The 25,044-nt window shown below is 59.3% G+C and carries 26 protein-coding genes; 9 read left to right on the forward strand and 17 right to left on the reverse strand.

Annotation, left to right across the window (positions count from 1 at the left end; genetic code table 11):
* Nucleotides 1-117: 117 nt before the first annotated feature.
* On the reverse strand, nt 118-363 hold the full coding sequence (locus tag AC13RE_RS02210; RefSeq protein WP_488561795.1) for a DUF1127 domain-containing protein: 246 nt from the start codon (nt 361-363) through the stop codon (nt 118-120).
* Between the two features lie 105 nt (nt 364-468).
* Here AC13RE_RS02210 and AC13RE_RS02215 point away from each other — a divergent pair, with 105 nt between their 5' ends.
* From AC13RE_RS02215 to AC13RE_RS02230, 4 genes are all read left to right on the forward strand, one after another.
* A complete protein-coding gene (locus AC13RE_RS02215) occupies nt 469-1,887 on the forward strand; it encodes an aminotransferase-like domain-containing protein (protein ID WP_183709979.1) in 1,419 nt (472 codons plus the stop codon).
* Between the two features lie 122 nt (nt 1,888-2,009).
* Nucleotides 2,010-2,618, forward strand: coding sequence for an acyloxyacyl hydrolase (locus AC13RE_RS02220; RefSeq protein ID WP_488561796.1), 609 nt, complete (start codon nt 2,010-2,012; stop codon nt 2,616-2,618).
* A gap of 170 nt (nt 2,619-2,788) precedes the next feature.
* Nucleotides 2,789-5,020: a phosphoribosylformylglycinamidine synthase subunit PurL gene (purL, locus tag AC13RE_RS02225; protein WP_488561797.1), complete on the forward strand. Its 2,232-nt coding sequence runs from the start codon at nt 2,789-2,791 to the stop codon at nt 5,018-5,020.
* A gap of 14 nt (nt 5,021-5,034) precedes the next feature.
* On the forward strand, nt 5,035-5,268 hold the full coding sequence (locus AC13RE_RS02230; protein WP_004108912.1) for a BolA family protein: 234 nt from the start codon (nt 5,035-5,037) through the stop codon (nt 5,266-5,268).
* Here AC13RE_RS02230 and AC13RE_RS02235 read toward each other — a convergent pair.
* Nucleotides 5,254-6,453 carry a hypothetical protein gene (locus tag AC13RE_RS02235; RefSeq protein WP_488561798.1) on the reverse strand — a complete coding sequence of 400 codons (1,200 nt, stop codon included), beginning with the start codon at nt 6,451-6,453 and terminating at the stop codon, nt 5,254-5,256. The two genes, AC13RE_RS02230 and AC13RE_RS02235, sit on opposite strands and share 15 nt — an antisense overlap.
* A 213-nt stretch (nt 6,454-6,666) precedes the next feature.
* On the reverse strand, nt 6,667-6,969 hold the full coding sequence (locus tag AC13RE_RS02240; RefSeq protein ID WP_488561799.1) for a hypothetical protein: 303 nt from the start codon (nt 6,967-6,969) through the stop codon (nt 6,667-6,669).
* A gap of 380 nt (nt 6,970-7,349) precedes the next feature.
* On the opposite strand from AC13RE_RS02240, the gene grxD reads away from it, so the two are divergent.
* The 3 genes from grxD to AC13RE_RS02255 all read left to right on the forward strand — a co-directional run bounded on the left by grxD (nt 7,350) and on the right by AC13RE_RS02255 (nt 10,366).
* Entirely contained in the window at nt 7,350-7,685 is a 336-nt protein-coding gene (grxD, locus tag AC13RE_RS02245) for a Grx4 family monothiol glutaredoxin (RefSeq protein WP_015340050.1), read from the forward strand.
* Between the two features lie 139 nt (nt 7,686-7,824).
* Nucleotides 7,825-9,057 (forward strand): multidrug effflux MFS transporter, encoded by a 1,233-nt coding sequence (locus AC13RE_RS02250; protein ID WP_132717681.1) that lies wholly within the window; start codon nt 7,825-7,827, stop codon nt 9,055-9,057.
* 13 nt (nt 9,058-9,070) lie between these two features.
* Nucleotides 9,071-10,366: a multidrug effflux MFS transporter gene (locus tag AC13RE_RS02255; RefSeq protein WP_132716773.1), complete on the forward strand. Its 1,296-nt coding sequence runs from the start codon at nt 9,071-9,073 to the stop codon at nt 10,364-10,366.
* Between the two features lie 19 nt (nt 10,367-10,385).
* Here the strand turns inward: AC13RE_RS02255 and AC13RE_RS02260 are convergent, their stop codons facing one another.
* The 14 genes from AC13RE_RS02260 to AC13RE_RS02325 form a co-directional block, all read right to left on the reverse strand.
* Nucleotides 10,386-11,315 carry an adenylate/guanylate cyclase domain-containing protein gene (locus AC13RE_RS02260; protein WP_488561800.1) on the reverse strand — a complete coding sequence of 310 codons (930 nt, stop codon included), beginning with the start codon at nt 11,313-11,315 and terminating at the stop codon, nt 10,386-10,388.
* Between the two features lie 113 nt (nt 11,316-11,428).
* On the reverse strand, nt 11,429-12,253 hold the full coding sequence (locus AC13RE_RS02265) for an inositol monophosphatase family protein (protein WP_488561801.1): 825 nt from the start codon (nt 12,251-12,253) through the stop codon (nt 11,429-11,431).
* A 16-nt stretch (nt 12,254-12,269) separates the two neighbouring features.
* Nucleotides 12,270-13,097, reverse strand: a complete 828-nt coding sequence (locus AC13RE_RS02270) for an inositol monophosphatase family protein (RefSeq protein WP_488561802.1) — start codon at nt 13,095-13,097, stop codon at nt 12,270-12,272.
* A gap of 73 nt (nt 13,098-13,170) precedes the next feature.
* On the reverse strand, nt 13,171-14,058 hold the full coding sequence (ttcA, locus tag AC13RE_RS02275; protein WP_488561803.1) for a tRNA 2-thiocytidine(32) synthetase TtcA: 888 nt from the start codon (nt 14,056-14,058) through the stop codon (nt 13,171-13,173).
* A gap of 61 nt (nt 14,059-14,119) precedes the next feature.
* Nucleotides 14,120-15,049 carry a glutaminase gene (locus AC13RE_RS02280; protein ID WP_488561804.1) on the reverse strand — a complete coding sequence of 310 codons (930 nt, stop codon included), beginning with the start codon at nt 15,047-15,049 and terminating at the stop codon, nt 14,120-14,122.
* 71 nt (nt 15,050-15,120) lie between these two features.
* On the reverse strand, nt 15,121-15,738 hold the full coding sequence (gene rpsD / locus AC13RE_RS02285) for a 30S ribosomal protein S4 (protein WP_015340058.1): 618 nt from the start codon (nt 15,736-15,738) through the stop codon (nt 15,121-15,123).
* A 226-nt stretch (nt 15,739-15,964) separates the two neighbouring features.
* Nucleotides 15,965-16,789: a nucleotidyl transferase AbiEii/AbiGii toxin family protein gene (locus AC13RE_RS02290; RefSeq protein ID WP_488561805.1), complete on the reverse strand. Its 825-nt coding sequence runs from the start codon at nt 16,787-16,789 to the stop codon at nt 15,965-15,967.
* Between the two features lie 3 nt (nt 16,790-16,792).
* A complete protein-coding gene (locus AC13RE_RS02295) occupies nt 16,793-17,128 on the reverse strand; it encodes a hypothetical protein (RefSeq protein WP_132716779.1) in 336 nt (111 codons plus the stop codon).
* 69 nt (nt 17,129-17,197) lie between these two features.
* A complete protein-coding gene (locus AC13RE_RS02300; RefSeq protein WP_488561806.1) occupies nt 17,198-18,715 on the reverse strand; it encodes a helicase HerA domain-containing protein in 1,518 nt (505 codons plus the stop codon).
* A gap of 130 nt (nt 18,716-18,845) precedes the next feature.
* Nucleotides 18,846-19,991 (reverse strand): alpha-hydroxy acid oxidase, encoded by a 1,146-nt coding sequence (locus AC13RE_RS02305; protein WP_132716781.1) that lies wholly within the window; start codon nt 19,989-19,991, stop codon nt 18,846-18,848.
* A gap of 73 nt (nt 19,992-20,064) precedes the next feature.
* Nucleotides 20,065-20,529 (reverse strand): GNAT family N-acetyltransferase, encoded by a 465-nt coding sequence (locus AC13RE_RS02310; protein ID WP_488483346.1) that lies wholly within the window; start codon nt 20,527-20,529, stop codon nt 20,065-20,067.
* A gap of 2 nt (nt 20,530-20,531) precedes the next feature.
* Nucleotides 20,532-21,332, reverse strand: a complete 801-nt coding sequence (gene murI, locus AC13RE_RS02315) for a glutamate racemase (protein ID WP_488561807.1) — start codon at nt 21,330-21,332, stop codon at nt 20,532-20,534.
* On the reverse strand, nt 21,313-22,155 hold the full coding sequence (locus tag AC13RE_RS02320) for an RNA methyltransferase (protein WP_488561808.1): 843 nt from the start codon (nt 22,153-22,155) through the stop codon (nt 21,313-21,315). The genes murI and AC13RE_RS02320 overlap by 20 nt, the downstream gene beginning before the upstream one ends.
* A 112-nt stretch (nt 22,156-22,267) precedes the next feature.
* Nucleotides 22,268-22,852 carry a hypothetical protein gene (locus AC13RE_RS02325; RefSeq protein WP_488561809.1) on the reverse strand — a complete coding sequence of 195 codons (585 nt, stop codon included), beginning with the start codon at nt 22,850-22,852 and terminating at the stop codon, nt 22,268-22,270.
* A gap of 222 nt (nt 22,853-23,074) precedes the next feature.
* Here AC13RE_RS02325 and AC13RE_RS02330 point away from each other — a divergent pair, with 222 nt between their 5' ends.
* A complete protein-coding gene (locus AC13RE_RS02330; RefSeq protein ID WP_488561810.1) occupies nt 23,075-24,289 on the forward strand; it encodes an NADP-dependent isocitrate dehydrogenase in 1,215 nt (404 codons plus the stop codon).
* Between the two features lie 119 nt (nt 24,290-24,408).
* Nucleotides 24,409-25,035 carry a glutathione S-transferase family protein gene (locus tag AC13RE_RS02335; RefSeq protein ID WP_132716785.1) on the forward strand — a complete coding sequence of 209 codons (627 nt, stop codon included), beginning with the start codon at nt 24,409-24,411 and terminating at the stop codon, nt 25,033-25,035.
* Nucleotides 25,036-25,044 lie beyond the last annotated feature (9 nt).

Below are 25,044 nucleotides of genomic sequence, written 5' to 3' on the forward strand. Positions count from 1 at the left end.
GATCACGACACGGACTCACGACCAAGATCCAAGTCGCTGTCGACGCCCGGGGCTTTCCGATCCAGCTCGTCTCGTCATGGCTGTGGTTGCACGTCTATGAGTTGATGCCAACCCTTCTCAATCCCAAAAGAACGACTTGTTGACCTCTTTGACCGCCTGGCGGCGCGTCAGACCGATGTCGACCAACTGGTCATCTGTCAGATCCCTGAGAACCCGCCGTCCTTCGCGCTTCTCCTGCCAATGCAGGTAAAGTGCCCAAAGCCGACGCACGACATGCGGCCTTGGCTGCGCCGCCGCACTCTCCATGTTCACCGAACGGGCGTCTCCCGCCTCGGCCGAACAGATTGTAACCATTGTGCTCATTTTTATTTCCAGATGATGATGACAATTTTGATGTACCGAGCCAAACGGTACAAATTGACTCATACTCTTGACTCAACGACAGGGACAATCTAGGAAATTGTCATTATGACAAATTGGCTCCCTGACATTTCAAGCGGAACCGGCCCGGTTTACATCCGCGTCGCTGACAGCATCGAAAATGCGATCACGCATGGCGTCTTGCCGCCGGGCACGAAGCTGCCGCCGCAGCGCAATCTCGCCTATGATATCGGCGTTACTATCGGCACGGTCAGCCGGGCTTATGCGCTTGTGCATGAACGCGGCCTCGTCGCTGGCGAAGTCGGCCGCGGCACCTATGTTCTCGAGCGTTCGAACGGCAAGCAGATCGAGCTTGTCGACCCGATCACGCAGGCGCTTGCCGGTACCCGCGGCCTGAACACGCCCGACGCCAAGATCCGCTTCGACACGACCGCCGCTCCCGACATCGGCCAAGGCACGATCATCGGCAAGCTTTTCGCCGACATCAGCAGCGAGCACCAATCCGAGATCTCTTCCTACTCAAGGAACTTCCCGGCAAACTGGTTTGAGGCCGGGCAGATCTGGCTCGCCCGAAACGGCTGGAAGCCGGCAATCGAAACGATCGTGCCGACGCTCGGCGCGCACGCCGCCGCCATAGCAGTCATTTCCGCCGTCACCTCGCCGGGCGACAAGATTGTCTTCGAGAACCTCACCTATACTCAGATCAGCCGCGCCGCGCGCCTGCTCGGAAGGCGCTCGATCCTCGTGGATTCGGACGAGCACGGGATGATCCCGGAGGATTTCGAACGTCTCTGCCAGCAGCAGCATCCGCGCCTCGCTTTCCTGATGCCGACAGCCCATAATCCCACGCTGGTGACGATGCCGGAGGCAAGACGCCGGGCGATTGCCGCCATTGCCCGCCGCCACAGCGTATGGCTGATCGAGGACGACCTCTACGGCGGCATGACCGGCGACCAGAACCCGCTGATGGCGGCCATTGCGCCTGAGCGGACGTTCGTGGTCAGCAGCCTGTCTAAATCGGTGACAGCCGGCGTGCGCGGCGGCTGGGTCGCTTGCCCACCGCATTTCGCCCAGCGCATCAAGGTTACGCACAAGATGACGACAGGCGGCTTGCCTTTCATATTGGCCGAAACCTGCGCCCGGCTCGTGCTCGGCGGTCATGCCCTGGAACTGCGCCGCAAATCCGTCGAAGAGATCAAGGCACGCGAGCAATTGGCACGTGAGGCATTATCGGGCTTCGAGTTCAATTCGCATCCGCATCTGCCATTCCTGTGGCTGAAGCTGCCGGAACCCTGGCTTTCGGGTACCTTCAAGAATGCAGCCCTCTCCGAAGGCGTGCTCATCGATGACGAGGATGAATTCAAGGCCGCCCGAATCGATAGGGTCTATCATCGCGTCCGCGTCGCCTTTTCGTCACCACCACAGCGAAAAGATGTTGCCGCCGGGTTCATGACATTACGCAGGTTGTTGGAAAACGGCTCATCGGGTTACGATAGTCACATTTAAGCAAGCCTTATCAATTTATCGACAGACATCTTGGCTAAATGCGCATTCGTCGCCTCGACACTTAGCACGCTACCATTCTATCAATGAACGTGAGGATTCGCCCGCTACACTAGGGGGAGCGCATGGCTATTGCAGGCTTTTTCAGCAAGCGTTTGGTTTTGAGTTTTCTGACAGTCAGTTCGATATTCGTTACGGGTCAATCGACGGCGATCGCCGCCGACGCAGTGGCGGCGACACCCGCCCCTCAAGTCAAGATCTTCGACGAACTGCGTTTTGGCGCAAGCGGCTCCATCCAGAGCGGCAACGAGCACGAAAGCGGTGTCTTCCCGGATGTTCAGGTCCTCTTCAATCCGTTCGGCTACAATCCGACCGCCGACTGGAAGGATCAGCTGACCCATCCTCGTATCCATGTAGGCACGTCGATTGGTACGTCTGGCTCCGCGACGCAGGTCTATGGCGGCCTTTCCTGGACGCTCACGAATAGCAATGGCATCTTCACCGAACTCGGCTTCGGCGGCACGGTGCACACCGGCAACCTGGACGACTGGCGAGAGCATGGTCCGATGCTCGGCTGCCGCCTGCTCTTCCACGAATATGCCGGCCTCGGCTACAATTTCGATAATCATTGGAACGTAATGGCGCAGATCGCGCACTCGTCGCATGCCAATCTTTGCGATGGGCCTAACGGCGGCATGACGCGCGCCGGCATCATGGTCGGCTACAAATTCTGACCTTGCGAAGCGGCCGCCGATGGCCGCGCGCTTGATTTTCGCTGCATCTACGCCGGCGTGTTGTGAACGCCGGTGATTTTCCTGTCGCACGACAGGGAGAGTTGCGCTAAAGAGACCCCGATCCCTGACCGGTCTTCAAATCCTTTACAGGCAAGGACACTCGAGCGCCCATGACCATTTCCAATACGATCCAGATCACCCCCGAACTGATTGCCGCCCACGGCCTCAAGCCGGATGAATATCAGCGCATTCTGGATCTGATCGGCCGCGAGCCCACGTTCACCGAGCTCGGCATCTTTTCGGCCATGTGGAACGAGCACTGCTCGTACAAGTCCTCCAAGAAGTGGCTCCGCACCCTGCCAACCAAGGGACCGCGCGTCATTCAGGGGCCGGGCGAGAATGCCGGCGTTGTCGACATCGATGACGGCGATTGCGTCGTCTTCAAGATGGAGAGCCACAACCATCCGTCCTACATCGAGCCGTATCAGGGTGCTGCCACAGGCGTCGGCGGCATCCTGCGCGACGTCTTCACCATGGGCGCTCGCCCGGTCGCTGCCATGAACGCCTTGCGCTTCGGCGAACCGGATCATCCGAAGACCCGCCACCTCGTCTCCGGCGTCGTTGCCGGCGTTGGCGGCTATGGCAATTCCTTCGGCGTTCCGACTGTTGGCGGCGAAGTCGAGTTCGATGCGCGCTACAACGGCAATATCCTAGTCAACGCCTTTGCGGCGGGCCTTGCGAAATCCAACGCCATCTTCCTGTCCGAAGCCAAGGGCGTCGGCCTGCCGGTCGTCTATCTCGGCGCCAAGACCGGCCGTGACGGCGTCGGCGGCGCGACCATGGCGTCTGCCGAATTCGACGAATCGATCGAGGAAAAGCGCCCGACCGTTCAAGTCGGCGACCCATTCACCGAAAAGTGCCTGCTGGAAGCCTGCCTGGAACTGATGCAGACGGGCGCCGTCATCGCCATCCAGGACATGGGTGCGGCTGGCCTTACCTGCTCCGCCGTCGAAATGGGCGCCAAGGGCGACCTCGGCATCGAGCTCGATCTCGACAAGGTGCCGGTACGCGAAGAGCGGATGACGGCCTATGAAATGATGCTCTCGGAAAGCCAGGAGCGCATGCTCATGGTGCTGCAGCCGGAAAAGGAAGCAGTGGCCAAGGCGATCTTCGTCAAATGGGGCCTGGATTTTGCCATCGTTGGCAAGACGACCGACGACCTGCGTTTCCGGGTCATCCATCAGGGCGAGGAAGTCGCAAATCTACCGATCAAGGATCTGGGTGACCAGGCTCCGGAATATGATCGTCCGTGGCGGGAATCCGACAAGCGTGTCGCCCTGCCCGCTGATCTGGTTGCCGCGCCGGAAGATTACGGTCAGGCTCTGCTGAAGCTCGTTGGCTCTGCCAACCAGTCCAGCCGCCGCTGGGTCTACGAGCAGTACGACACCTTGATCCAAGGCAATTCGCTGCAGCTTCCAGGCGGCGACGCCGGCGTCGTCCGCGTCGAAGGCCATGCGACCAAGGCTCTCGCCTTCTCCTCCGACGTCACGCCGCGCTATGTCGAAGCTGATCCCTTCGAAGGTGGCAAGCAGGCCGTCGCCGAATGCTGGCGCAACATCACCGCAACCGGTGCCGAGCCGCTGGCCGCGACCGACAATCTGAACTTCGGCAATCCGGAAAAGCCCGAGATCATGGGCCAGTTCGTTGGCGCCATTAAAGGCATCGGTGAAGCCTGCCGCGCGCTGGATTTCCCGATCGTCTCCGGCAATGTCTCGCTCTACAACGAGACCAATGGCGTTGCCATCCTGCCGACCCCAACGATCGCAGGCGTCGGCCTACTGCCGGATTGGAAGGCGATGGCCCGCATCGGCTCCGCTTCGGAAGGTGACCACGTACTGATGATCGGCGTCGACGGCAGCCATCTCGGCTCTTCGATCTATCTCCGCGACATCCTCGGCTCGACCGACGGCCCTGCCCCGGAAGTCGATCTCTTCGCCGAACGCCGCAACGGCGATTTCGTGCGCTCCGCCATCCGCAACGGTCAGGTCACGGCCTGCCACGACATCTCCTCCGGCGGCCTCGCGCTTGCACTTGCCGAAATGGCGATGGCGTCGAGCAAGGGGCTGCGCATCGATCTCGGCGAATGCAAGACATTGCCACATGCCGCCCTCTTCGGCGAGGATCAGGCCCGCTACGTCATCGCCGTTCCGGCCGATGTGGCGGATTTCGTCTGCATCAATGCTGAAAGCGCCGGCATCCCCTTCCGCCGTCTCGGAACGATCGGCGGCGATGCACTCGTTATCGATGGGTTGTTAACGCTTCCGGTTGAACAGTTGCGTGAGGCGCATGAATCGTGGTTTCCTGCCTTCATGGATGGCGGCGCGCTCGCCGCTGCTGAATAATCGAGGTACCACTTATGCCCATGAACCCCGGCGATATCGAAGACATGATCAAGGCCGGCATTCCCGGCGCCAAGGTGACGATTCGCGACCTGGCCGGGGATGGCGATCACTATGCAGCCGAAGTTGTCGCGGAAGCCTTCCGCGGCAAGAGCCGCGTGCAGCAGCACCAGATGGTCTATGATGCCCTGAAGGGCAATATGGGCGGTGTTCTGCACGCCCTCGCGCTGCAGACGTCAGCGCCCGACTGAGAGCGCCTGCGCCGCTTCGCCGGAGTTGAAGCTCAGCTCCGGCAATCTCTTCACTGAGAATTCAGCGAAATCCGCAGCCGGCAACGGACCGGCTGTCATCAGCGTGAAATCGAAGAAGGCCCTGAGATCGGGACCGAGCACATATTGCCGGTGAACTCGCAGGAAATCCCGCTTGATCTTCTTGTAATGCTTTTCCGACAGCATCTGCTTGAAGCGCACCAAGAGGATCGAAGCCTGCCGGACATCCTCATGGCCGCAAACAGCCGCGACTTTCGCCTTATAAAAATGGATTGCATCGGTCAGACAGTGAACGTCGAGCCAGAAGATGTTCTTGCAGCGCGCGATCAATCCGACGCGTGAGCGCAACACCTTTGCCGGCCGCATGAGAGCACATTGCAGGATGGCGCTGCCAAGGGTCGTAAACACCACGCGCTTGCCTTGCAGCAGGTCCGGCTCGCGCTCCAGCAATAGGCCGACCACGTGAGCTGCCACGGACGAGCCCATGCTATGCGAGGAGATGACGAACTCTTCGACGTCGGGCTCATCCAAGGCTCGCCGGACGCTGACGGCGCTCGCTTCCAGCCACTGTTCTGCGCCTATTCCGTTTAAACCCGCCATCGCGACCGCCATCTCCCAATCGGAAAAGAGATGCAGAGTATGCAGCTTTTCGGCTTGCGGCAGGAAAACATAGACGAAAAAGGCGACTGCGAGCGCGATGCTGCCGATATGACTCCAGGCCGGCAGCCCGAAAAGGATTGGCGCAAACGCGATCGACAGGCTGAGAATCAGCCCCGCAAGCATCAGCAGAAAGGGAAAGATAAAGAACAGGCCGAAGCGCCATGCATGGCGGAAATAGCCGGTCATGCCGCCCGAAGCGGCAACTTTTGCTGCGGCAAGATAGCCCTGCATCAACCGTGTGAAGAATGGCCTCCCGTTCAGCGTGGCAACCAAATCGTTGTGATCGACGATGTGAATGCGGCTTTGCGTATGCCAATCCGCAGCCGTCGCCGTGACATCGAAATACGGCGCACGGCCGAAATTCTTCATCTCATTCACTGACGCGGTGAAATCCCAGGCGGCGGCGCTCTGCCGCGCGGAACGCTCGTAACGAGCCCGATGTGCGGCAGCATCCAGCGGCTCGAAGCCAGGGAAGTGGAGAACCACCCTCTTCTTGATAGGATTCATATTATAGTCTGTCCCCGGGACGCGCCAAACGCACTGATAAAACTGAAGATGGCCATGACCACGAACTGCCGGCTTTTTCATGGCGGAGCAATATAATCTGCTGAAAATAAAAAGTCTGGAATCAAACGTTTACGATCGTTGCCGTGGGCAGAAAAAGCCTGTTCCCAAGAATCCCGCCCCCTGACGTGCCATATTGTGGCAGCACGGCATATCTCAGCATTCATGGCGAGGATATGGAGAAGCCTCGGCACATGAGTCTACCGGTGGAGCAATCATGATTTTTTCGGCGATAGGATACGCCATCCGCTGCTGTGTCGGGGCGGTCGCGGCACGATAGCCGAAAGCGATACTCAATATAAGGACGATGGCACTGACGGTTACAGCGCTATTCAGGATTGATGCTCTTGGCGTGCGCACGTGCTCGAAATATTCCCGCTCGCCTTCGCTGGTGTCTTCAGAGCTATAAAATTCGCGCTCTTCACCAACCTGCCCGTCTGAATAATGGTGGTGGCTCATGGTGTCCGCTCCCTCAAAATGCGACTGTAATGCTCACAAGGGGCCGATACGCGCCAAATCGCATCAATCGAAACACTTTTACAAACATACCGATCGTTTGTAAATTAGATAGCAGACTAATACTCGCCGTCCCTTGCTTCAAATTTATGTGTGTTGTTCAGGCACGGAGTTGAAGGTTCGTTTTCAAAACGCACTGTTCAGAAAATCAGCTCAATAGGGCCTATTCGCTGTCGTCCCACGTCGTAAATCCGCGAGTCCATTCATGCGATGAAAAAAACGATGCGCATGTTTTGCGGCTGGAAATCTTGTCGGCTGCTTGCTATTTAAGGGACAGATGTAACGCTGCGGACCTTGACCCCGCATGTGAAAGGAACTGGACAATGAGCGGCATTCACGAATTCATCGATAATGAAGTTAAGAACAACGACGTCGTTCTTTTCATGAAAGGCACGCCCCAGTTCCCGCAGTGTGGCTTCTCCGGCCAGGTGGTCCAGATTCTCGACTATATCGGCGTCGACTATAAGGGCATCAATGTCCTTGCCGATGCCGAGATTCGCCAGGGCATCAAAGACTATTCCAACTGGCCGACCATCCCGCAGCTTTACGTGAAGGGCGAATTCATCGGCGGCTGCGATATCGTGCGCGAGATGTTCCAGGCGGGCGAGTTGCAGCAACACCTTCAGGAACACGGCATCAGCGTTCGCGGCGCCGCCTGACCGGGCACCGGGCTCCTCGTCCGGTTTCCATAGTTAAATTTGATCAATTGGGCGCTGCCGCCGGGCGGCGCCTTGACATGTTTATGGGAATAAAACCGTGACGACTTCATCCCAGGCCATGTCCCATGGGCAGCTGCCCATGGGCAAACGCGAGTTCATCGTACTCGCGGCCTTTCTGATGGCGATCAATTCGCTTGCCATCGACATCATGCTCCCCGCATTGCAGCAGATCGGCTCCAGCCTCGGCGTGATGAACGAGAATCATCGGCAATATGTGGTGACGGCCTATCTGATCGGCTTCGGCTCGGCGCAGCTCATCTACGGCCCCCTGTCGGATCGCTTCGGCCGCCGCCTGCCCCTGTTGATCGGCCTGACCGTTTACGTCATCTCCGCTTTCGGCATTGCCCTTATCCCGTCTTTTGCCGGCCTCCTGGCGCTCCGCTTCATTCAAGGTCTAGGATCGGCGGCGACGCGCGTCATCACCATTTCCATCGTCCGTGACGTCTTCGGCGGCCGCCTGATGGCCGAAGTGATGTCGCTCATCATGATGGTATTCATGATCGTTCCGGTCATCGCGCCGGGAAGCGGCCAGATCATCATGCTCGTCAGCACCTGGCACATGATATTCGTCTTCATCGGCACCATGGCGACGCTCGTCGGTCTGTGGATGTATTTCCGGCTTCCGGAGACATTGAAGCCGGAAAATGTCCGTCCCCTGACCATCAGATCGGTCGCCTCCGGCTTCAGGATAGTTCTGACGAACCGCGTGGCGCTCTGTTACACCTTGGCCAGCACGTTCCTGTTCGGAGCGCTGTTCGGCTTCATCAATTCGGCGCAGCAGATCTATAGCGGCATTTATGGGCTGGGCGTGTACACGCCGGTTGCCTTTGGCGGCGTGGCGCTTTTCATGGCGCTGTCCTCCTTCATAAACTCACAGCTCGTCGGCCGCTTCGGCATGCGGCGGCTTTCCCATGCGGCATTGCTCGGCTTCTCCTTCATCACCTTCATTTGGATGCTGGTGCAGCTCTATGGCCCAGCGCCGATGCCCTTCCCACTGTTCATGCTGTTTTTCGCGCTGGCAATGTTCCAGTTCGGCTGGATCGGCTCGAATTTCAATTCTCTCGCCATGGAGCCTCTCGGCCATGTCGCCGGCACCGCCTCCTCCGTGCTTGGCTTCATGAGCACGGTCGGCGGCGCCTCGATTGGCGCCGGTATCGGCCAGTATTTCAACGGTACGGCAACGCCGATGGTCATCGGCTACTTCACCGTTTCGCTGATCGGTCTGGTGTTCGTGGTGATCGCCGAAAGGGGGCGCCTCTTCCGCCCGCACAATGCGCCGCCTCCGGCCGATCAGTCTCTCGCTTTACATTGACAGGCATATTCGAATGACAACCCCGCCTCAATCCCAGTCGCCGGCTCAGCCGCCGGTGCAGTCCGGCTCCAGCCGCATCGGTCTTGGCATCGTGGAATTTATCCTCACCATCGCCTTGATGACTGCCAGCATTTCCATGGGCATCGACAGCATGCTGCCGGCGCTGCCGAATATCGGCCAGTCGCTTAATGTCGCCAATCCGAACGACATCCAGCTCGTCATAGGCGTCTATTTCCTCGGATTCGGCATCTGTCAGCTTTTCTTCGGCAGCCTGTCGGACACCTATGGCCGACGATACATCCTGCTTGGCGGTCTTGCCTTCTATACGGTGACCCTGTTTGCCGCGGCCTGGAGCGGCAGCCTGTTTGCCTTGCTTGCCATGCGCTTTGCTCAGGGCGTCGGCGCTGCAGCCGTGCGCATCACGACGCTTGCCATCGTCCGCGATTGCTTCGGCGGTCGCGAAATGGCCCGCGTCATGTCCTATGTCATGATCGTATTCATGATCATGCCGATGGTCGCGCCCTTCGTCGGCCAGATGATCGTTGCCTATTCGAACTGGCAATGGATCTTCATTCTGCTCGGCATCGTCAGCGCCGCCCTCTTCCTGGTCGCTTTCTTCCGTATGAAGGAGACGCTGCCCGCTGAAGAGCGCCTGCCGCTTTCTGTTTCGTCGGTCCTTTCGGGCTTCAAAACCGTACTGACCAACCGCATCACCTGCGGCTACATGATCGGGCTGACGCTCTATACCGGCATTATCTGCGCCTACATCGTCTCCGTGCAGCAGGTCTTCGGCGAAGTCTACGGCCTTGGGGACACGTTCCCGATCGCCTTTGCGGCAACGGCCGCAGGCACCGCCGTCGCACAATTCGCCAATGGCTATTTCGTCCGCAGCTTCGGCATGCGCCGCATTTCCCATGCCGCCATGATCGTTTTCACCGTCTTAGGCGCCATCGGCTACATCGTCGGCATGTTCGGCCAGCCGAGCTTCACCTTCATTTATGTGCTGATCTCGGTCATGCTGATGATGTTCGCCGTCATCACCACCAACTGCATGGCCATCAGCCTGGAGCCGATGGGACACCTGGCGGGAACGGCAGCCGCCATCACTAGCTCGGTCTCTACGACGGTCGGCGTCCTGCTCGGCGGCGTCGTCGGCCAGATGTTCGATGGCACTGCACAGCCGCTGCTTGCCGGCTTCACCATATTTGGCGCGCTGTCGATCGTCGCAACGCTGTGGGCGGAACGCGGCAAGCTCTTCACCCATCCCGGCGATACGCCGGCGCTGGAGCCGGGAATGGGGCACGTCTAGAGCGACGTGACTTCATGAATTAAACACCGCTGCGCGGCCGGCTGACCCAGCGAAGCGCGGCGGCGATCGCAAGCCCGAAGAGCGGCCACATCGCCCAAGGCGTGCCGTGCCAGGTGAAAAGATTGATCGCGACGATGCCGATGCCGGTGATGACAAGGCTGGCAATCGCCATATCGATCTGCCTGTTGCTGCGGGCGTAGCGGACCGCAGCAACCCATAGGATCACAAGTATGGGCCATTTAGCCCAGAACTCGCCATCCCAGGTTAGCCCATTGATGATGGCAAGTGCGATGCAGACGATGAGGGCGCTGCCATAGCTCCGCCGCCAGTCTTGCGGCACGGGTACCCCCAACGCAGGTTTCGGCGCCTGCACAGGAGTTGGCTCCGGGGCGGACCGATAATCGGATGTAGTGTCGACAACCTGCACGCCGCCGATCCGCACCGCATAGCTCGGCACGCCGCCTTCGATGTTCTTGACCTCGAGCTGCCCGAGAAAATCGAAACCGACCGCCACCTTGTTGCGGACCTGATCATAGACGGTGTTGGAAATGACGATGCCGCCTGGAGCAGCGCGCGACTGCAGCCGGGCGGCAATATTGACGCCGTCTCCATAGAGATCGTCGCCATCAGCGATTACATCACCGAGATTGAGGCCGATGCGAAAGAGCATCTGCTTGTCGGGTTTGATTACGGCATTGTAGCCGGCAAGCTCGTTCTGCGTGTCGATCGCAGCGCGCACGGCCTCGACGACGCTTGGAAACTCGGCGAAGACACCATCGCCCCAGGTGTTGATGACCCGGCCGCCATGGGCTTCGATCAGCCGTTTCATCGCGTCGCGGTAACGACGAAGGGTTGAAAGCGTCCCCTCCTCGTCCTTTCCCATGAGGCGCGTATAATCCTGCACATCGGCGCAGAAGATGGTGGTCAGCTTGCGGCTCGTCTCGGACATCTGTCTCATCCCCGCGGCAAGCGCCGACCAAGGCTCTTGCCTGTTGGAGCAAAGATAGCCCTCCGGCTGTCACTTTCCAAGAGGCCGCGCCGGCTATCGTGGCGTGGTTCCCCTCAAAGAGTGAAGACTTCGCGCCGCAACAGCTCCCATGTGTCCTTGTCCACCGCGACAAGGAGCCCGCCATCGACGTGATGCGGCAAATAGGGCGAACCGTCGAAACGGCGGACATAGGCTCCGGATTCAGCCGAGATCAGCGATCCCGCAAGGTGATCCCAAGGCATCAGCTTGTTGTACATGAGATAATGAACATAGCCGCCCGCGAGCGTGCGATACTCATGCGCCGCGCAGCGATAGCAGGTCGTATAGCGCACCTTGGCGAGATTACCCATGACCTCCGCACGCTTTTCCTTCGGCAGAAAACCGGTGGCCGCCATGCCGACCAGCTCTTCCAGCGGAGCGGACGGAGCAACGTTGAGACGCAGCGTCTCACCATCAGGCCGGCGCAGCCACGCACCACTGCCGCGCTCCGCCAGCACCCAGTCATCACCCATCGGATCGAAGATGATGCCGGCAACGGTTTCCCCCTTCGAGACCACCGAAGCCATAACGCCGAAGGCTGGAATTCCGGCTGCGAAATTGAACGTGCCGTCGACGGGATCGACGATGATGGCGAGATCGGCATCCTGCAGCTTCTTTAGTAGCGACGGGTCGGCGGCAACCGATTCCTCGCCGATGAACAGCGCTTCAGGCCAGAGCCGCGAAACCTCGGCCTTGATCATGCGCTCAGCCCGCTCGTCGGCTTCCGTTACCAAGTCGGTTGCCTCGCTCTTGGCGCGGACATCGTCGCTGCCGAGCCTGCGAAAACGCGGCAGGATCTCCGTCTGCGCCGCGCGGCGCAGCACATGAGCAAGCGTGGTAACGTCAACGAGCGATGTCATGCTTTTTCCTTTCGCGTCAGGCGCCGATAATCTCGCGGCGGATCATCCGCCAGCTTTCCTCGTCAGGCGCAGAAATGATGCCGCCGGTCGTTTCGCCGGGCTTATAGGGCGTACCATCGAATTTGGCGGTATAACCGCCAGCTTCCTGATGCGCCAGCACGCCGGCCAGATGATCCCATGGCATCAATTTGGAATGGCCGATGAAATGCCATTTGCCCGACGCCACCATCCAATATTCGTAGGCCGAGCAATTGAGAGAGAAAGCCATACGGGTCTTCGATAGATTGCCGCAGATGCGCGACCGGTCCGGTTCATCCATATGCCCCCAGGATATGGCGCCCGTCATCGCGTTCAAAGACGCCGGCGCGGCGACGGCAAGCCGTCTCACTTGCCCGGTTTGCCGGCGCAGGAAAGTGCCACCGCCTTTCATGGCGGTCAGGGTGTCGCCAAGCACGGGATCGTGGATGATGCTGGCGATCGTCTCGCCATTGGCGATGACGGCGACGATCGTGCCGAAGACCGGCAGTCCGGCAGCGAAATTGAAGGTGCCATCCACCGGATCGATGGTGAAAGCCAATTCCGCATGCACCAGCGCTGGCACGACGGACTTGTCGGCCTCATAGGCTTCTTCGCCGACGATGACAGCCTTCGGAAACCGTGTCTTCAACGCCGCGGTGATGTGCCGCTCAGCCAGAAGATCAGCCTCGGTCACCAGGTCGATGGCCGAGGTCTTTTCCGATATGTCGCCAGCGTCCAGGTTGCGGAAACGCAGCATGATTTCCTTTGACGCCGCTTCGGCAACGATCATCATCACATAGTCGAAATCAGCATCGGAGAAAGTCATAGGAAGCCTCTGTTTTGAAAGGGCTTCCTCTTATGCCCGATTCGATGACATCGGTGTGGCAAAAGCGCTGAATTTACGTTGGATCGCTGGAAGGCCCCTGTGTCATCAACCCAGCGAAATCGAACAGTTTCGGGTCGAGCAGGTGTGACGGATTCACATGCGCCAGAGCGCGAAGCATCGTATCCTTGCGCCCCGGCATGCGCCGCTCGATATCGGCGAGCATGTCCTTCATGGCATTACGCTGCAGCCCATCCTGCGAGCCGCAGAGATCGCACGGGATGATCGGAAACTGCATGGCCGCAGCAAATTTGGCAAGATCGTCCTCGGCGGCATAGGCGAGCGGACGAAGCAGCATCAAGTCGCCTTCGTCATTGAGCAACTTCGCCGGCATGGAGGCCAGCCGGCCGCCATGGAAGAAGTTCATGAAAAAGGTTTCGAGAATATCCTCGCGATGATGACCGAGCACCAGCGCATCGCAGCCCTCCTCGCGGGCGATGCGGTAGAGGTTGCCGCGGCGCAGGCGCGAACAGAGCGAGCAATAGGTTGCCCCCTCCGGCAGCTTCTCCTTCACGATCGAATAGGTGTCGCGATACTCGATGCGATGCTCAACGCCGATCTTGGTGAGATATTCGGGCAGAATATGCTTCGGGAAATTCGGCTGGCCCTGATCGAGATTGCAGGCGATGATTTCCACCGGCAGCAAACCGCGCCATTTCAGGTCAAGCAGGAGCGCCAGCAGACCATAGGAATCCTTGCCTCCGGAAAGGCCAACCAGCCAACGCTTCTGGCCCTTCAGCATCTGGAAGTCTTCCATAGCCTGGCGGACCTGCCGCAACAGGCGCTTGCGCAGCTTGTTGAAAGAGACGGAGCGCGGCGCATCGGAAAACATCGGATGCGCGGCAGAGCCGCCATCTTCAGCCTCGATATCGATGTCGTCTTTCACCGTGGTCGCGATATTCATTCCGTCATTCCTTGGATCTCGCCACGCTGATAGCAGAAAGCGGGACGAGAAGACATGGGTATCAATCGCCGAATACGGACCAGCCGGTGCGGGCCGCCAGCATTTCCAATGCCACGGCACCCAGCTGAGAATTGCCGACCTTGTTCAGGCCCGGCGACCAGACTGCGATCGAGCCAATGCCGGGCGCTACGGCCAGGATGCCGCCGCCGACGCCGCTCTTGCCCGGCAGGCCGACGTGATAGGCGAAATCCCCTGAGCCATCATAATGCCCGCAGGTCAGCATCAGCGCATTGATGCGCCGCGCCCGCTTCGGCGAGACGACGGAGTGCCCGGTGATCGGATTGCTGCCGCGCGCAGCGAGATAGAGCCCCGCCTTGGCAAGCTGCCGACAGCTCATGGAAAGCGCACATTGATGGAAATAGACACCGAGCACATGCTCGACCGGATGGTGGATATTGCCATAAGCGCGCATGAAATTGGCGAGCGCGAAATTGCGAAAGCCCGTCTGCGTCTCCGAACGCGCTACCCTGTCATCGATGCTGATCGTCTCGTCGTCGGCCACATAACGGACGAAGCGCAGCAGCTCACCGATCGCCTCGCGCGGCTCGTGTCCAGCGAGTACGACGTCACTGACGGCGATGGCACCTGCATTGACGAAGGGATTGCGCGGAATCCCCTCTTCCCGCTCCAGCTGGACGATGGAGTTGAAAGCCGTGCCGGATGGTTCGCGCCCAACACGATTCCACAGGCTCTCGCCGACCTTGCCGAGCGCCAAGGTCAGCATGAAGACCTTGGAGATACTTTGGATGGAGAACGGAACGCCGGCATCACCGATGCTATAGACTTTGCCATCGACAGTCGCGATTGCCATTCCGAACTGCTTCGGATCGATCTTTGCCAGCTCCGGAATGTAATCGGCAACCCTGCCCTCGCCGATGCGCGGCGAAAGCTCGTTGTGAATGCCGTCGAGAATAGCCTGCAAATCCGTCATGAGGCGCTCCAAAGACAAAAAAGCCGCTCGAACCGAGCGGCTTTTCATTCATCAAGAAAGTTATCCGCTTATTAACGCGAATAGAATTCGACGACCAGATGCGGTTCCATGACGACGGCGTACGGTACGTCGCCGAGAGCCGGAACACGAGCGAAGGTCGCAACCATCTTGTTGTGATCGACTTCGATGTAGTCCGGAACGTCGCGCTCAGCGAGAGCAACCGATTCCAGAACGGTTACGAGCTGCTTGGACTTTTCGCGAACTTCGATAACGTCGCCAGCCTTGCAGCGGTACGAACCGATGTTGACGCGAACGCCGTTAACGGTGACGTGGCCGTGGTTGACGAACTGACGGGCTGCGAAAACGGTCGGAACGAACTTGGCGCGGTAGACGATCGCGTCGAGGCGCGATTCGAGCAGGCCGATCAGGTTTTCCGAGGTGTCGCCCTTGCGACGGTCAGCTTCAGCGAAGATCGCGCGGAACTGCTTCTCGCGCAGGTCGCCGTAGTAGCCCTTCAGCTTCTGCTTGGCGCGCAGTTGCACACCGAAGTCCGAAAGCTTGCCCTTGCGGCGCTGGCCGTGCTGGCCCGGGCCGTATTCGCGACGGTTAACCGGCGACTTCGGACGGCCCCAGATGTTCTCGCCCATGCGGCGGTCAATTTTGTACTTGGACGATTCGCGCTTGCTCATCGCATTTCCTTTCAAGTGTTATGGCGGCCCGTTGCCGAACCGCGAAGGAAACACGCCCTCCTCTGAACTCCGTTTTCGAGCTCTGACAGGCTTCTCACGTTAGCGAACGGACGAAGCCACGGGACATGTCAAATGAAACACCGGACATTTCTGCCCGGCGTTGGCGCGGTCTGTAAGGGGTTGTCATGGAATTGTCAACAGCAGGATCGGCGAGAAGCGCGCAGTTTCATTCCGCACGCCCGAGGCCGCGCCAGTCCTCGGGCACATCTGGTAACGACGGCATTAGGTCCGGCTCGGATGTCGCCTTTCGAAACTGAACGCCATCGTCGGTCAAAGCCGATATCTGAATTGGGATGCCGCTGGGATTGACTGCAAGCAGACCGACTATATCCGATGGCACCGATCGAATATAGCGCTCCGCTCCATTCAGCACCTCCACAAGCCTGTCGCGAATGACGCTGGCCGTAAGATCGAGGGGAAGACCTCTCACGGAATCATAATCCTCGGTCGAAACCGATAGCCCTCTTCGCCGAATTTCATCAATTATCCTGATTGGAGAATAATGCGGTGGCTTTCCCGAGGCTGCGACGACAACCGCACCAAGCGGAGACAACCTTTCGTCGATCATTAACAAATCGACGAAGTCCCGAGGCTTTGTCCGGGTTGATGCCGCGAGAACCTTATTCACGGCAAGATCCGCTGGATGAAGCCTTGCACCCCACTCCTTGTCTCGAATAAGCGGGAAAAACCGGGTTCGAGATTCGCTCATCCATTGAATGAGCGTATTCTCCCGCGCCTTGGAGACTTCCGCCTCGACACAGCCATAGACATTTACCTCGACATAAACACGGAAACCGTCACTTTTGAGCGTTTCCATGTCCCGCTCGGCGACAGGACCGATTTCCTCGTCGGTATCTTGGAAGATATCGATATCGTCGGACAGACGAGGCCAATTCATATTAAGGACAAGCCCACCTGCGACATAGCTGGTTTCCGAGCGATTTTTCGCAATGGACGCCATAATCTCTTTTTGCAGTTTGGTCAGCGCCATCGCCTATCGCCCAACCTCGTCAAGCATACGACGCCCCATTGCAAAGGCGCGTGCATCGCCGCGCTCCATCAAGGCGCTGGCTATCACCCTTGCCTTCTGTGCCAAATCAGGCAGGCGATCCAGATCGATATTGTCAAGAAGACGGGTGCCGTAGCGGTCAAGCGCTTCTTCGACATTCTCTCGAAGACGCTCTTTCCTTTGTCGATGTTCTGCGCGCATTTCCGCCGCTTGCGACAGGATATCATTGCGGCACGCTGCGGGAACTAGAACCTCCACCCTCACTAGGTCGGACGCTCCACCACTTTCCCTATATCGCTGGATCCTGTCACGCACGGCCATGAATTCATCTCCTGCAACGATGAATATAAGCGTATCCCGGATACGGATCAAGAGTGCCCATATCTCAGGCTATTCGGCCGCCGCCTGCTCGCCACCCTCCAGATCGGGCGCATTGGCATCGCCGGGCGCGGTCTGTGAGCCCATATCCGGGAAAGCGACGATCCGCTTGCCGGAGAAATCCGTGTGAACGACGACGCTGCCCTGCTCTTCGAAATAGCTCAGCAGTCGCCGCGCGCGTCTCGCCGAATGTGTGCCGTAGGCACGGGCGATGCGGGCGTCGGACGGGCACGGCTCTCCGCTGATGGCGGCCTTGGCCAACATTAAAAAGACGCCCTGCAGGTCATCGGTGACGCTGGTAGACAGCGAAAGCGCCGTTGCCCATTGATCCGTTGCCATGACTTCTTCGTCGGCGCCGGAGCGAGCAATCGCCACGCGGCGACGGAATTCCGAGAGGCTCATGGGCGCACCGGGAACCCGGCGCATGCGCAAACGAACGAGAAACTCCTGATAGAGCACCGAATCCGTGCGGAAGCCCGAGGCCGGGTCGTCGAGGATTTCGGAAAGCACGGCGCTCACCCTCGCCTCGCGATCCTCGCTGGATAATTCCGGCTGGCTGACCTTTGGCTCGGAAGGCGCCTGGCTTGCCGCCGGCACGGAGCGGGAAAGCTCTGCCAGAATATCGGTCGTCGGCCGCGGCGCTGGCGTGGTGCGGCGGACAACGGGCCTCGCAAACTCTTCCGGGTCTGGCGTGAAGATCAGATCCTCGACATCCTGCGGCGCATCCGGCAGCGGCATCAGCTTCGGGCTGGAAGAGCGCGCCGAGGTCTCCACTGCGCCGATGGCGATCGGCAACGGGCGACGCGAAAGTGCCGGCCCGAGCGCGACGAAATTGCCACGCTTGAGGTCGCGGAACATTTCCGCCTGCCGGCGATCCATGCCGAGAAGATCGGCGGCACGCGCCATGTCGATATCGAGGAAGGTGCGGCCCATCAGAAAATTGGAAGCTTCCGCCGCAACGTTCTTGGCGAGCTTCGCGAGACGCTGCGTGGCGATGACGCCGGCAAGACCGCGCTTTCGGCCGCGGCACATCAGATTGGTCATGGCGCCGAGCGACATCTTGCGCGCATCTTCGGAGACATCACCACCGACCGAGGGCGCGAACATCTGCGCTTCGTCGACCACGACGAGAACCGGATACCAGAATTCGCGATCGGCATCGAACATGCCGTTGAGGAAGGCGGCGGCAGCACGCATCTGCTGCTCGATATCAAGCCCTTCGAGCGTCAGCACGCAGGAAACGCGATGCTGGCGGATGCGGTTGGCGATGCCGGCAAGTTCTGCTTCCGTACGCTCGCCATCGACGACCACATGCCCGAACTTGTCCGCCAGCGTAACGAAATCCCCTTCGGGATCGATGATAACCTGCTGCACCCACTGCGCCGACTGCTCCAGCAGCCGTCGCAGCAGATGCGATTTTCCGGAACCGGAATTGCCCTGCACCAGGAGACGGGTCGCCAGCAGCTCCTCGATATCGAGCTGGGCGCTGGTCCCGCCGGACGCCGTTCCCATGTCGATGCCGACCTGCAATGCACTTCCCCTATGAGCAAGAATCAAATGTGAATGCGCCCCATCTTTCTGAAAGGACGCGCCCTCGTCTAGCAAAGATTTCCAAGCTTCGCGCCCGTGGATTGAAAAAACCCACAGGCGATTATGAAACCTATCTGAAGCGCAGATTGGCGCGCGACAGCTCACTGACCGACGTGCAGCCCATCAGCTTCATGTCGCGCTCGACTTCCGTGCGCAGATGCCTGAGCGCCCGCTCCACACCAGCCTGACCGGCAGCCGCGAGCGGATAGAGATAGAAACGGCCGAGGCCAACAGCCTTGGCGCCGAGTGACAGAGCCTTCAGCACATGTGTGCCGCGCTGGATGCCGCCGTCCATCATCACATCGATGCGATGGCCGACGGCATCGACGATCTCGGCTAGCTGATCGAATGCCGAGCGTGAGCCGTCCAGCTGCCGACCGCCATGGTTTGAGAGCACTATGCCGGTGCATCCGATGTCGACAGCACGCTTGGCATCCTCGACCGACATGATGCCCTTCAGGCAGAACTGCCCGTTCCAGTGCTTCACCATCTCGGCAACGTCGTTCCAGTTCATCGATGGATCGAGCATTTCCGTGAAATACTTGCCGATCGACATCGCGCCGCCGCTCATGTCCACATGCTCGTCGAGTTGCGGCAGGCGGAATTTCTCATGCGTGACATAGTTCAGCGCCCAAGCGGGCTTGATGGCGAACTGGGTGATCCCAGCCAGATTGAGCTTGAACGGAATGGAAAACCCTGTGCGAAGATCACGCTCACGATTGCCGCCGGTAATGCTGTCCACCGTCAGCATCATCACATTGACACCGGCTTCCTTTGCCCGCTCCATCATCGCACGGTTCAGGCCACGGTCTTTGTGGAAATAGAACTGGTAGACCTGCGGCCCGGAATGCTTCTTGCGAATTTCCTCAAGGCTGACAGTACCGAGCGAAGAAACACCAAACATCGTGCCGAGCGAGGAGGCCGCAGCAGCCACCGCGTTCTCGCCCTGATGATGGAAGAGACGCTGCAACGCCGTCGGCGAGCAATAGAAGGGCGTGGCGAGCTTTTGTCCCATAACGGTGACAGACATGTCGATCTCGCTGACCCCACGCAGAACGTTGGGCACGAGATCGCAGCTTTCAAAGCTGGTTGTATTTCGCCGCAGCGTCACCTCGTCGTCGGCTGCGCCGTCGATATAGTTGAAGATCGGGCCGGGAAGACGCTTTTTCGCAAGAAGACGAAAATCATGGAAATTGTGGCACTCACGCAGACGCATGGCTGACCTCGGCATTCTCAAAAGACATCAATGACATACCCCCCAATATCCCGCCGCTCAGTCAAATCCTGCATTACAGCCGGTGCAAGCGCGCTTCCCATTTGTAAAGCACATCCGGCTCCTTTTCCTCATTGCCTGCTCCGTCAGACTCGTCAACCACGAAGAAGCCGTGCTTCTCGTAAAAGCGGCGCGCCGGCTCGTTTCTCTGGAATGTCCAGAGCGACAGCGCCGGGTAGGTCGACTTAGCGACATCGAGCAGGCGGCTGCCAATGCCACGCCCCTGTGCCTCGGGCAGAACGTAGAGCTGGTCGATCCAATCCTCGAGGAAGGCAATGACGCCGACCAAGCGACCGCCCTCTTCCGCCCCCCAGACCTGGCAGTCTTTGAAGACCACAGCGCTCCAGAAACCGACATCCTCTTCCGGCGTATGAAGCCCCGCAAGCGTCGGCAGCCGCTCGTTGAAGGACGCACGATGAACGGCTGCAGCGGCCGGCATATCCACGAGCTCGAGTTTGCGCAGCGAAACTTTGTCTTTCATCATCAAGCCTTGAGTCCAAAACCCTGCATCAGCCGGCGGGTGGGAAAATCTGGCGCACCGGAGGTAAACACCGCAAAATCAAAATCATCGGGATGGACGGCATCGGCCACCTGCGGCACAAGACTGCGGGCACGCCTTGCGATCGCTTCAGCCGGATCGAGCCAGTCGACCGGCCATGGTGCGAGCCTGCGGAAGATATTGGCCATGAAAGGATAATGCGTGCAGGCGAGTACGACGATATCGGTCTTGCGGCCATCCATCTCGACGAAGCACTGCTCGATCTCGGTCATGACCGCCTCATCGCTGACGACATCGCCGCGAATATAGGCTTCCGCCAGGCGTGCCAGGTCCTGCGATCCGACGAGCCGCACATGGCACTGCGTGGCAAAAGACTGGATCAGGTCGCGCGTATAGGCGCGCTTGACGGTGCCCGGTGTCGCGAGCACCGATACAAGGCCGGAGCGGGTTCGCTCGGCGGCCGGCTTGATCGCGGGTACCGTGCCCACGAACGTCATTTGCGGAAAGGCGGCACGAAGAGCGGCGCCGGCCAGCGTGAACGCCGTATTGCAGGCGATGATGCAGACTTCCGGATCATATTGCACGAGCAGCTTTGCGAAGAGATCGACGATGCGCTCCCTCAGTGCCTGCTCCTCCCAGCTGCCATAGGGAAATCCAGCATCATCGGCGATGTAGATGAAACCGCGCTCGGGCATCAGCACGCGCGCCTCGCGCAGCACCGTCAAACCACCGATCCCTGAATCGAAGACGAGGACCGGTTTCAGCTCATTCGCCGTTGCTGTCATCGCTTGGGGCTTCCTTCGGTGCTTTCGAGGATCTGGGATGCGAGCCGCTACCGCGCGGAGACTTCCGCGAGAAGCGGTCAAGAGACGAGATCACCCCGCGCAAGACGCTGATTTCCTGTTCGGTGAACGCCCGGCGCGAGAGGACGGCCCGAAGATTGTCGACCATTTTCGGCTTTTTCCCGGCAGGATGGAAATAATTGCGCGCATCCAGCGCCTCTTCGAGCTGATCGAACAGGCCGAAAAGCTGCTCCTTGGTCGAAGGCCGCTGCTCGATCGCCTGAAACGGCACATCGCCCAGATCCTCCATGCCTGACTTCATCCACTCATAGGACATCAGGAGCACGGCCTGCGCGATGTTCAAAGAAGCGAAGGCGGGATTGACCGGGAAGGTCACAATCTCATCGGCAAGCGCCACTTCCTCATTCGTCAGGCCCCAGCGCTCGCGCCCGAAGAGAATGCCGGTGCCCTCACCTGCCTTGAACTTTGCGCGAAGGGTCTCCGCCGCAACGACAGGCGAACGCACCGGCTTATAGCCATCCCGCTCGCGCGCGGTCGTCGCATAGATGAAGTTGAGATCAGCGATCGCTTGTTCCAGCGTTTCATAGACCTTCGTCGCCTCGATGATGTGATCTGCCTTCGAGGCTGTCGCCTGCGCCCTCTCGTTCGGCCAGCCATCTCGAGGGTTGACGAGACGCAACTCGGCAAGGCCGAAATTCGCCATGGCGCGCGCCACCATGCCGATATTCTCGCCCATTTGCGGCTCGACCAGAATGATGGCCGGTCCTTCGGCCAGAAGTTGACGCTCGCTGTTCGTGCCTGCCATGATGCCTAAATCTCCGCGCGCGAACTCAATCGCGCAAATCACGGTCGCAATAACGTCACACCAGCCACTCGGCAAGGTTTTTGAGTGTCAGCGCCGCTACGAGCCCTCCCGATTATTGCGGATTGGCCGACTTCTGCTGATCGGAAGGTTGCTGCTGTTGCTGTTTGACGAGATCCACCATCACGCTCTTGAGCGAGCTCGGATTGCCGTTGTCGTCGTTGGTGACGATATCATCCACCACGGGCCGTCCACCCTCCTCGATGACCTCGAAACGAACCGTCGTCACCTTCTGATAATCGGCGTCGGAGCCCATGCAGGTTAATTTCTTGAAGGTCGCCAGCACCTCCGTCACATTGTTCTTCGGCGGCTGGGCTGCAATCTTCACATCCTCCAGCGGACACGCGTCCTGCGCATTGACGATGACATCGTAGTCGAAAGGCGAGATACCATCCTCGTCGGCGGCGGGAAATTGCGCCGCCGCCTGGTATTTCGCTCCAAAATCCTTGCTGTAGATTTCGTTGAGCTTGTCCTCGCCGAAAATATCCTGCCAGTCACTGTCGCCGCCCGCCCAGTTCGAGACGGTCGCATCCATGATGGCCTTGACCGGCGTCGTCGCATCGGCAGCAAGCGCCATATGCGCACCAAACGAAAACTGGAAAAGCGTAAAGGCAATCGCGGAGGCGGCAAATTTCTGCATGATATGATTCCGTTGCAACAGGCAAAACATGCGCGACATTAGACCCATCGACCGCTTTGGCAATGGCCGGATCGCAAATTGCGCGGGATGTCACGAATGATCAAAAACGCGACGCAGAAGGCTCTATCGGCTTTGCGTTCCGCGCTTGCGGTGCTATAGCCCTCGGGACTTCACATTACCCACAGGACCATCCGGTCCCATTAGCTTAAACGAGGCAGAAGTATGAAGAAGATCAAGGTCGCAAATCCCGTTGCCGATCTCGATGGCGATGAAATGACTCGCATCATCTGGCAGTTTATCAAAGATAAACTGATCTACCCCTACCTCGACATCGATATCGACTACTACGACCTCTCGGTCGAAAACCGCGACGCGACCAACGACCAGGTCACGATCGACGCCGCCAACGCCATCAAGAAGCATGGCGTCGGCATCAAGTGCGCGACGATCACGCCGGATGAAGATCGCGTCAAGGAATTCAACCTGAAGCAGATGTGGAAGAGCCCGAACGGCACCATCCGCAACATCCTCGGCGGCGTCATCTTCCGCGAGCCGATCATTTGCAAGAACGTTCCGCGCCTGGTTCCCGGCTGGACCAAGCCGATCGTCGTCGGCCGTCACGCCTTCGGCGACCAGTATCGCGCGACCGACTTCAAATTCCCCGGCAAGGGCAAGCTGACCATCAAGTTCGTCGGCGAAGATGGCGAAGTCATCGAGAAGGAAGTCTTCAACGCTCCGGGCGCCGGCGTTGCCATGGCCATGTACAATCTCGACGAGTCGATCCGCGAATTCGCCCGCGCCTCGATGATGTACGGCCTGATGCGCAAGTGGCCGGTCTACCTCTCCACAAAGAACACCATCCTCAAGGCCTATGACGGCCGCTTCAAGGACATCTTCGAAGAAGTCTACCTGAACGAGTTCAAGGCTCAGTTCGACGAAGCCGGCATCACCTACGAGCACCGCCTGATCGACGACATGGTCGCCTCGGCCCTCAAGTGGTCCGGCGGCTACGTCTGGGCCTGCAAGAACTACGACGGCGACGTTCAGTCCGATACCGTTGCCCAGGGCTTCGGCTCGCTCGGCCTGATGACCTCGGTTCTGCTTACGCCGGACGGCAAGACGGTGGAAGCCGAAGCCGCACACGGCACGGTGACCCGTCACTACCGTCAGCACCAGAAGGGCCAGGAAACCTCGACGAACTCGATCGCTTCGATCTTCGCCTGGACCCGTGGTCTCGCCCATCGTGCCAAGCTCGACGACAATGCAGAACTCGCAAAGTTCGCTTCCACGCTGGAAAAGGTCTGCGTCGATACCGTCGAAGCCGGCTACATGACCAAGGATCTGGCGCTGCTGATCGGCCCCGATCAGCCGTGGCTCTCGACCACCGCCTTCCTCGACAAGATCGACGAGAACCTCAAGAAGGCCATGGCTGCCTAAGCCTTGCCGCTATCTGAACATCCGAAAGCCCGGCCTTAGCGCCGGGTTTTCTTTTACGCGAAATCTTGCCGCCGGGGCGAACCAATGGCAAAAATGCGCGCAACAAAAGGGAGAGGCAGATGGCTGAAGAACTTGTTTTCTATACCAACCCGATGTCGCGCGGACGCATCGCCCGCTGGATGCTGGAGGAGACCGGCCAGCCCTACCGCACCGAATATCTCGACTACGGCACGACGATGAAATCGCCGGAATATCTTGCGGTCAACCCCATGGGCAAGGTGCCGGCGATCAAGCATGGGGATACCGTCGTCACCGAGGGTGCCGCCATCTGCGCCTATCTGGCCGAAACCTTCCCGCAGGCTGGTCTCGCCCCGACAGCGGCCGAGCGCGGTCGCTATTTCCGTTGGATGTTCTTTGCCGCAGGCCCGTTGGAAGCCGCAGTTACCATCCGCGCGCTTGGCTTCGAAATTCCACCGGAACGTCAGCGCATGGCCGGCTGCGGTAGCATCCAGGGCGTGCTCGATACGATCGAATATGCAGTCTCAAGCTCGCCATTCATCGCCGGCGACCGCTTCACGGCCGCCGACGTCTATGTCGGTTCGCATATCGGCTGGGGTCTCAATTTCGGCACGATCGAGAAGCGCCAGGCCTTCGTCGATTATTGGGCCCGGGTCAGCGACCGCGATGCTTACCGCCGCGGCAACGAGATCGACAATGCAGCCATGCCGAAGCCAGCAAATGCCTGACAATACAAG

This window comes from Martinezella sp. CNPSo 3959, from assembly GCF_057784355.1.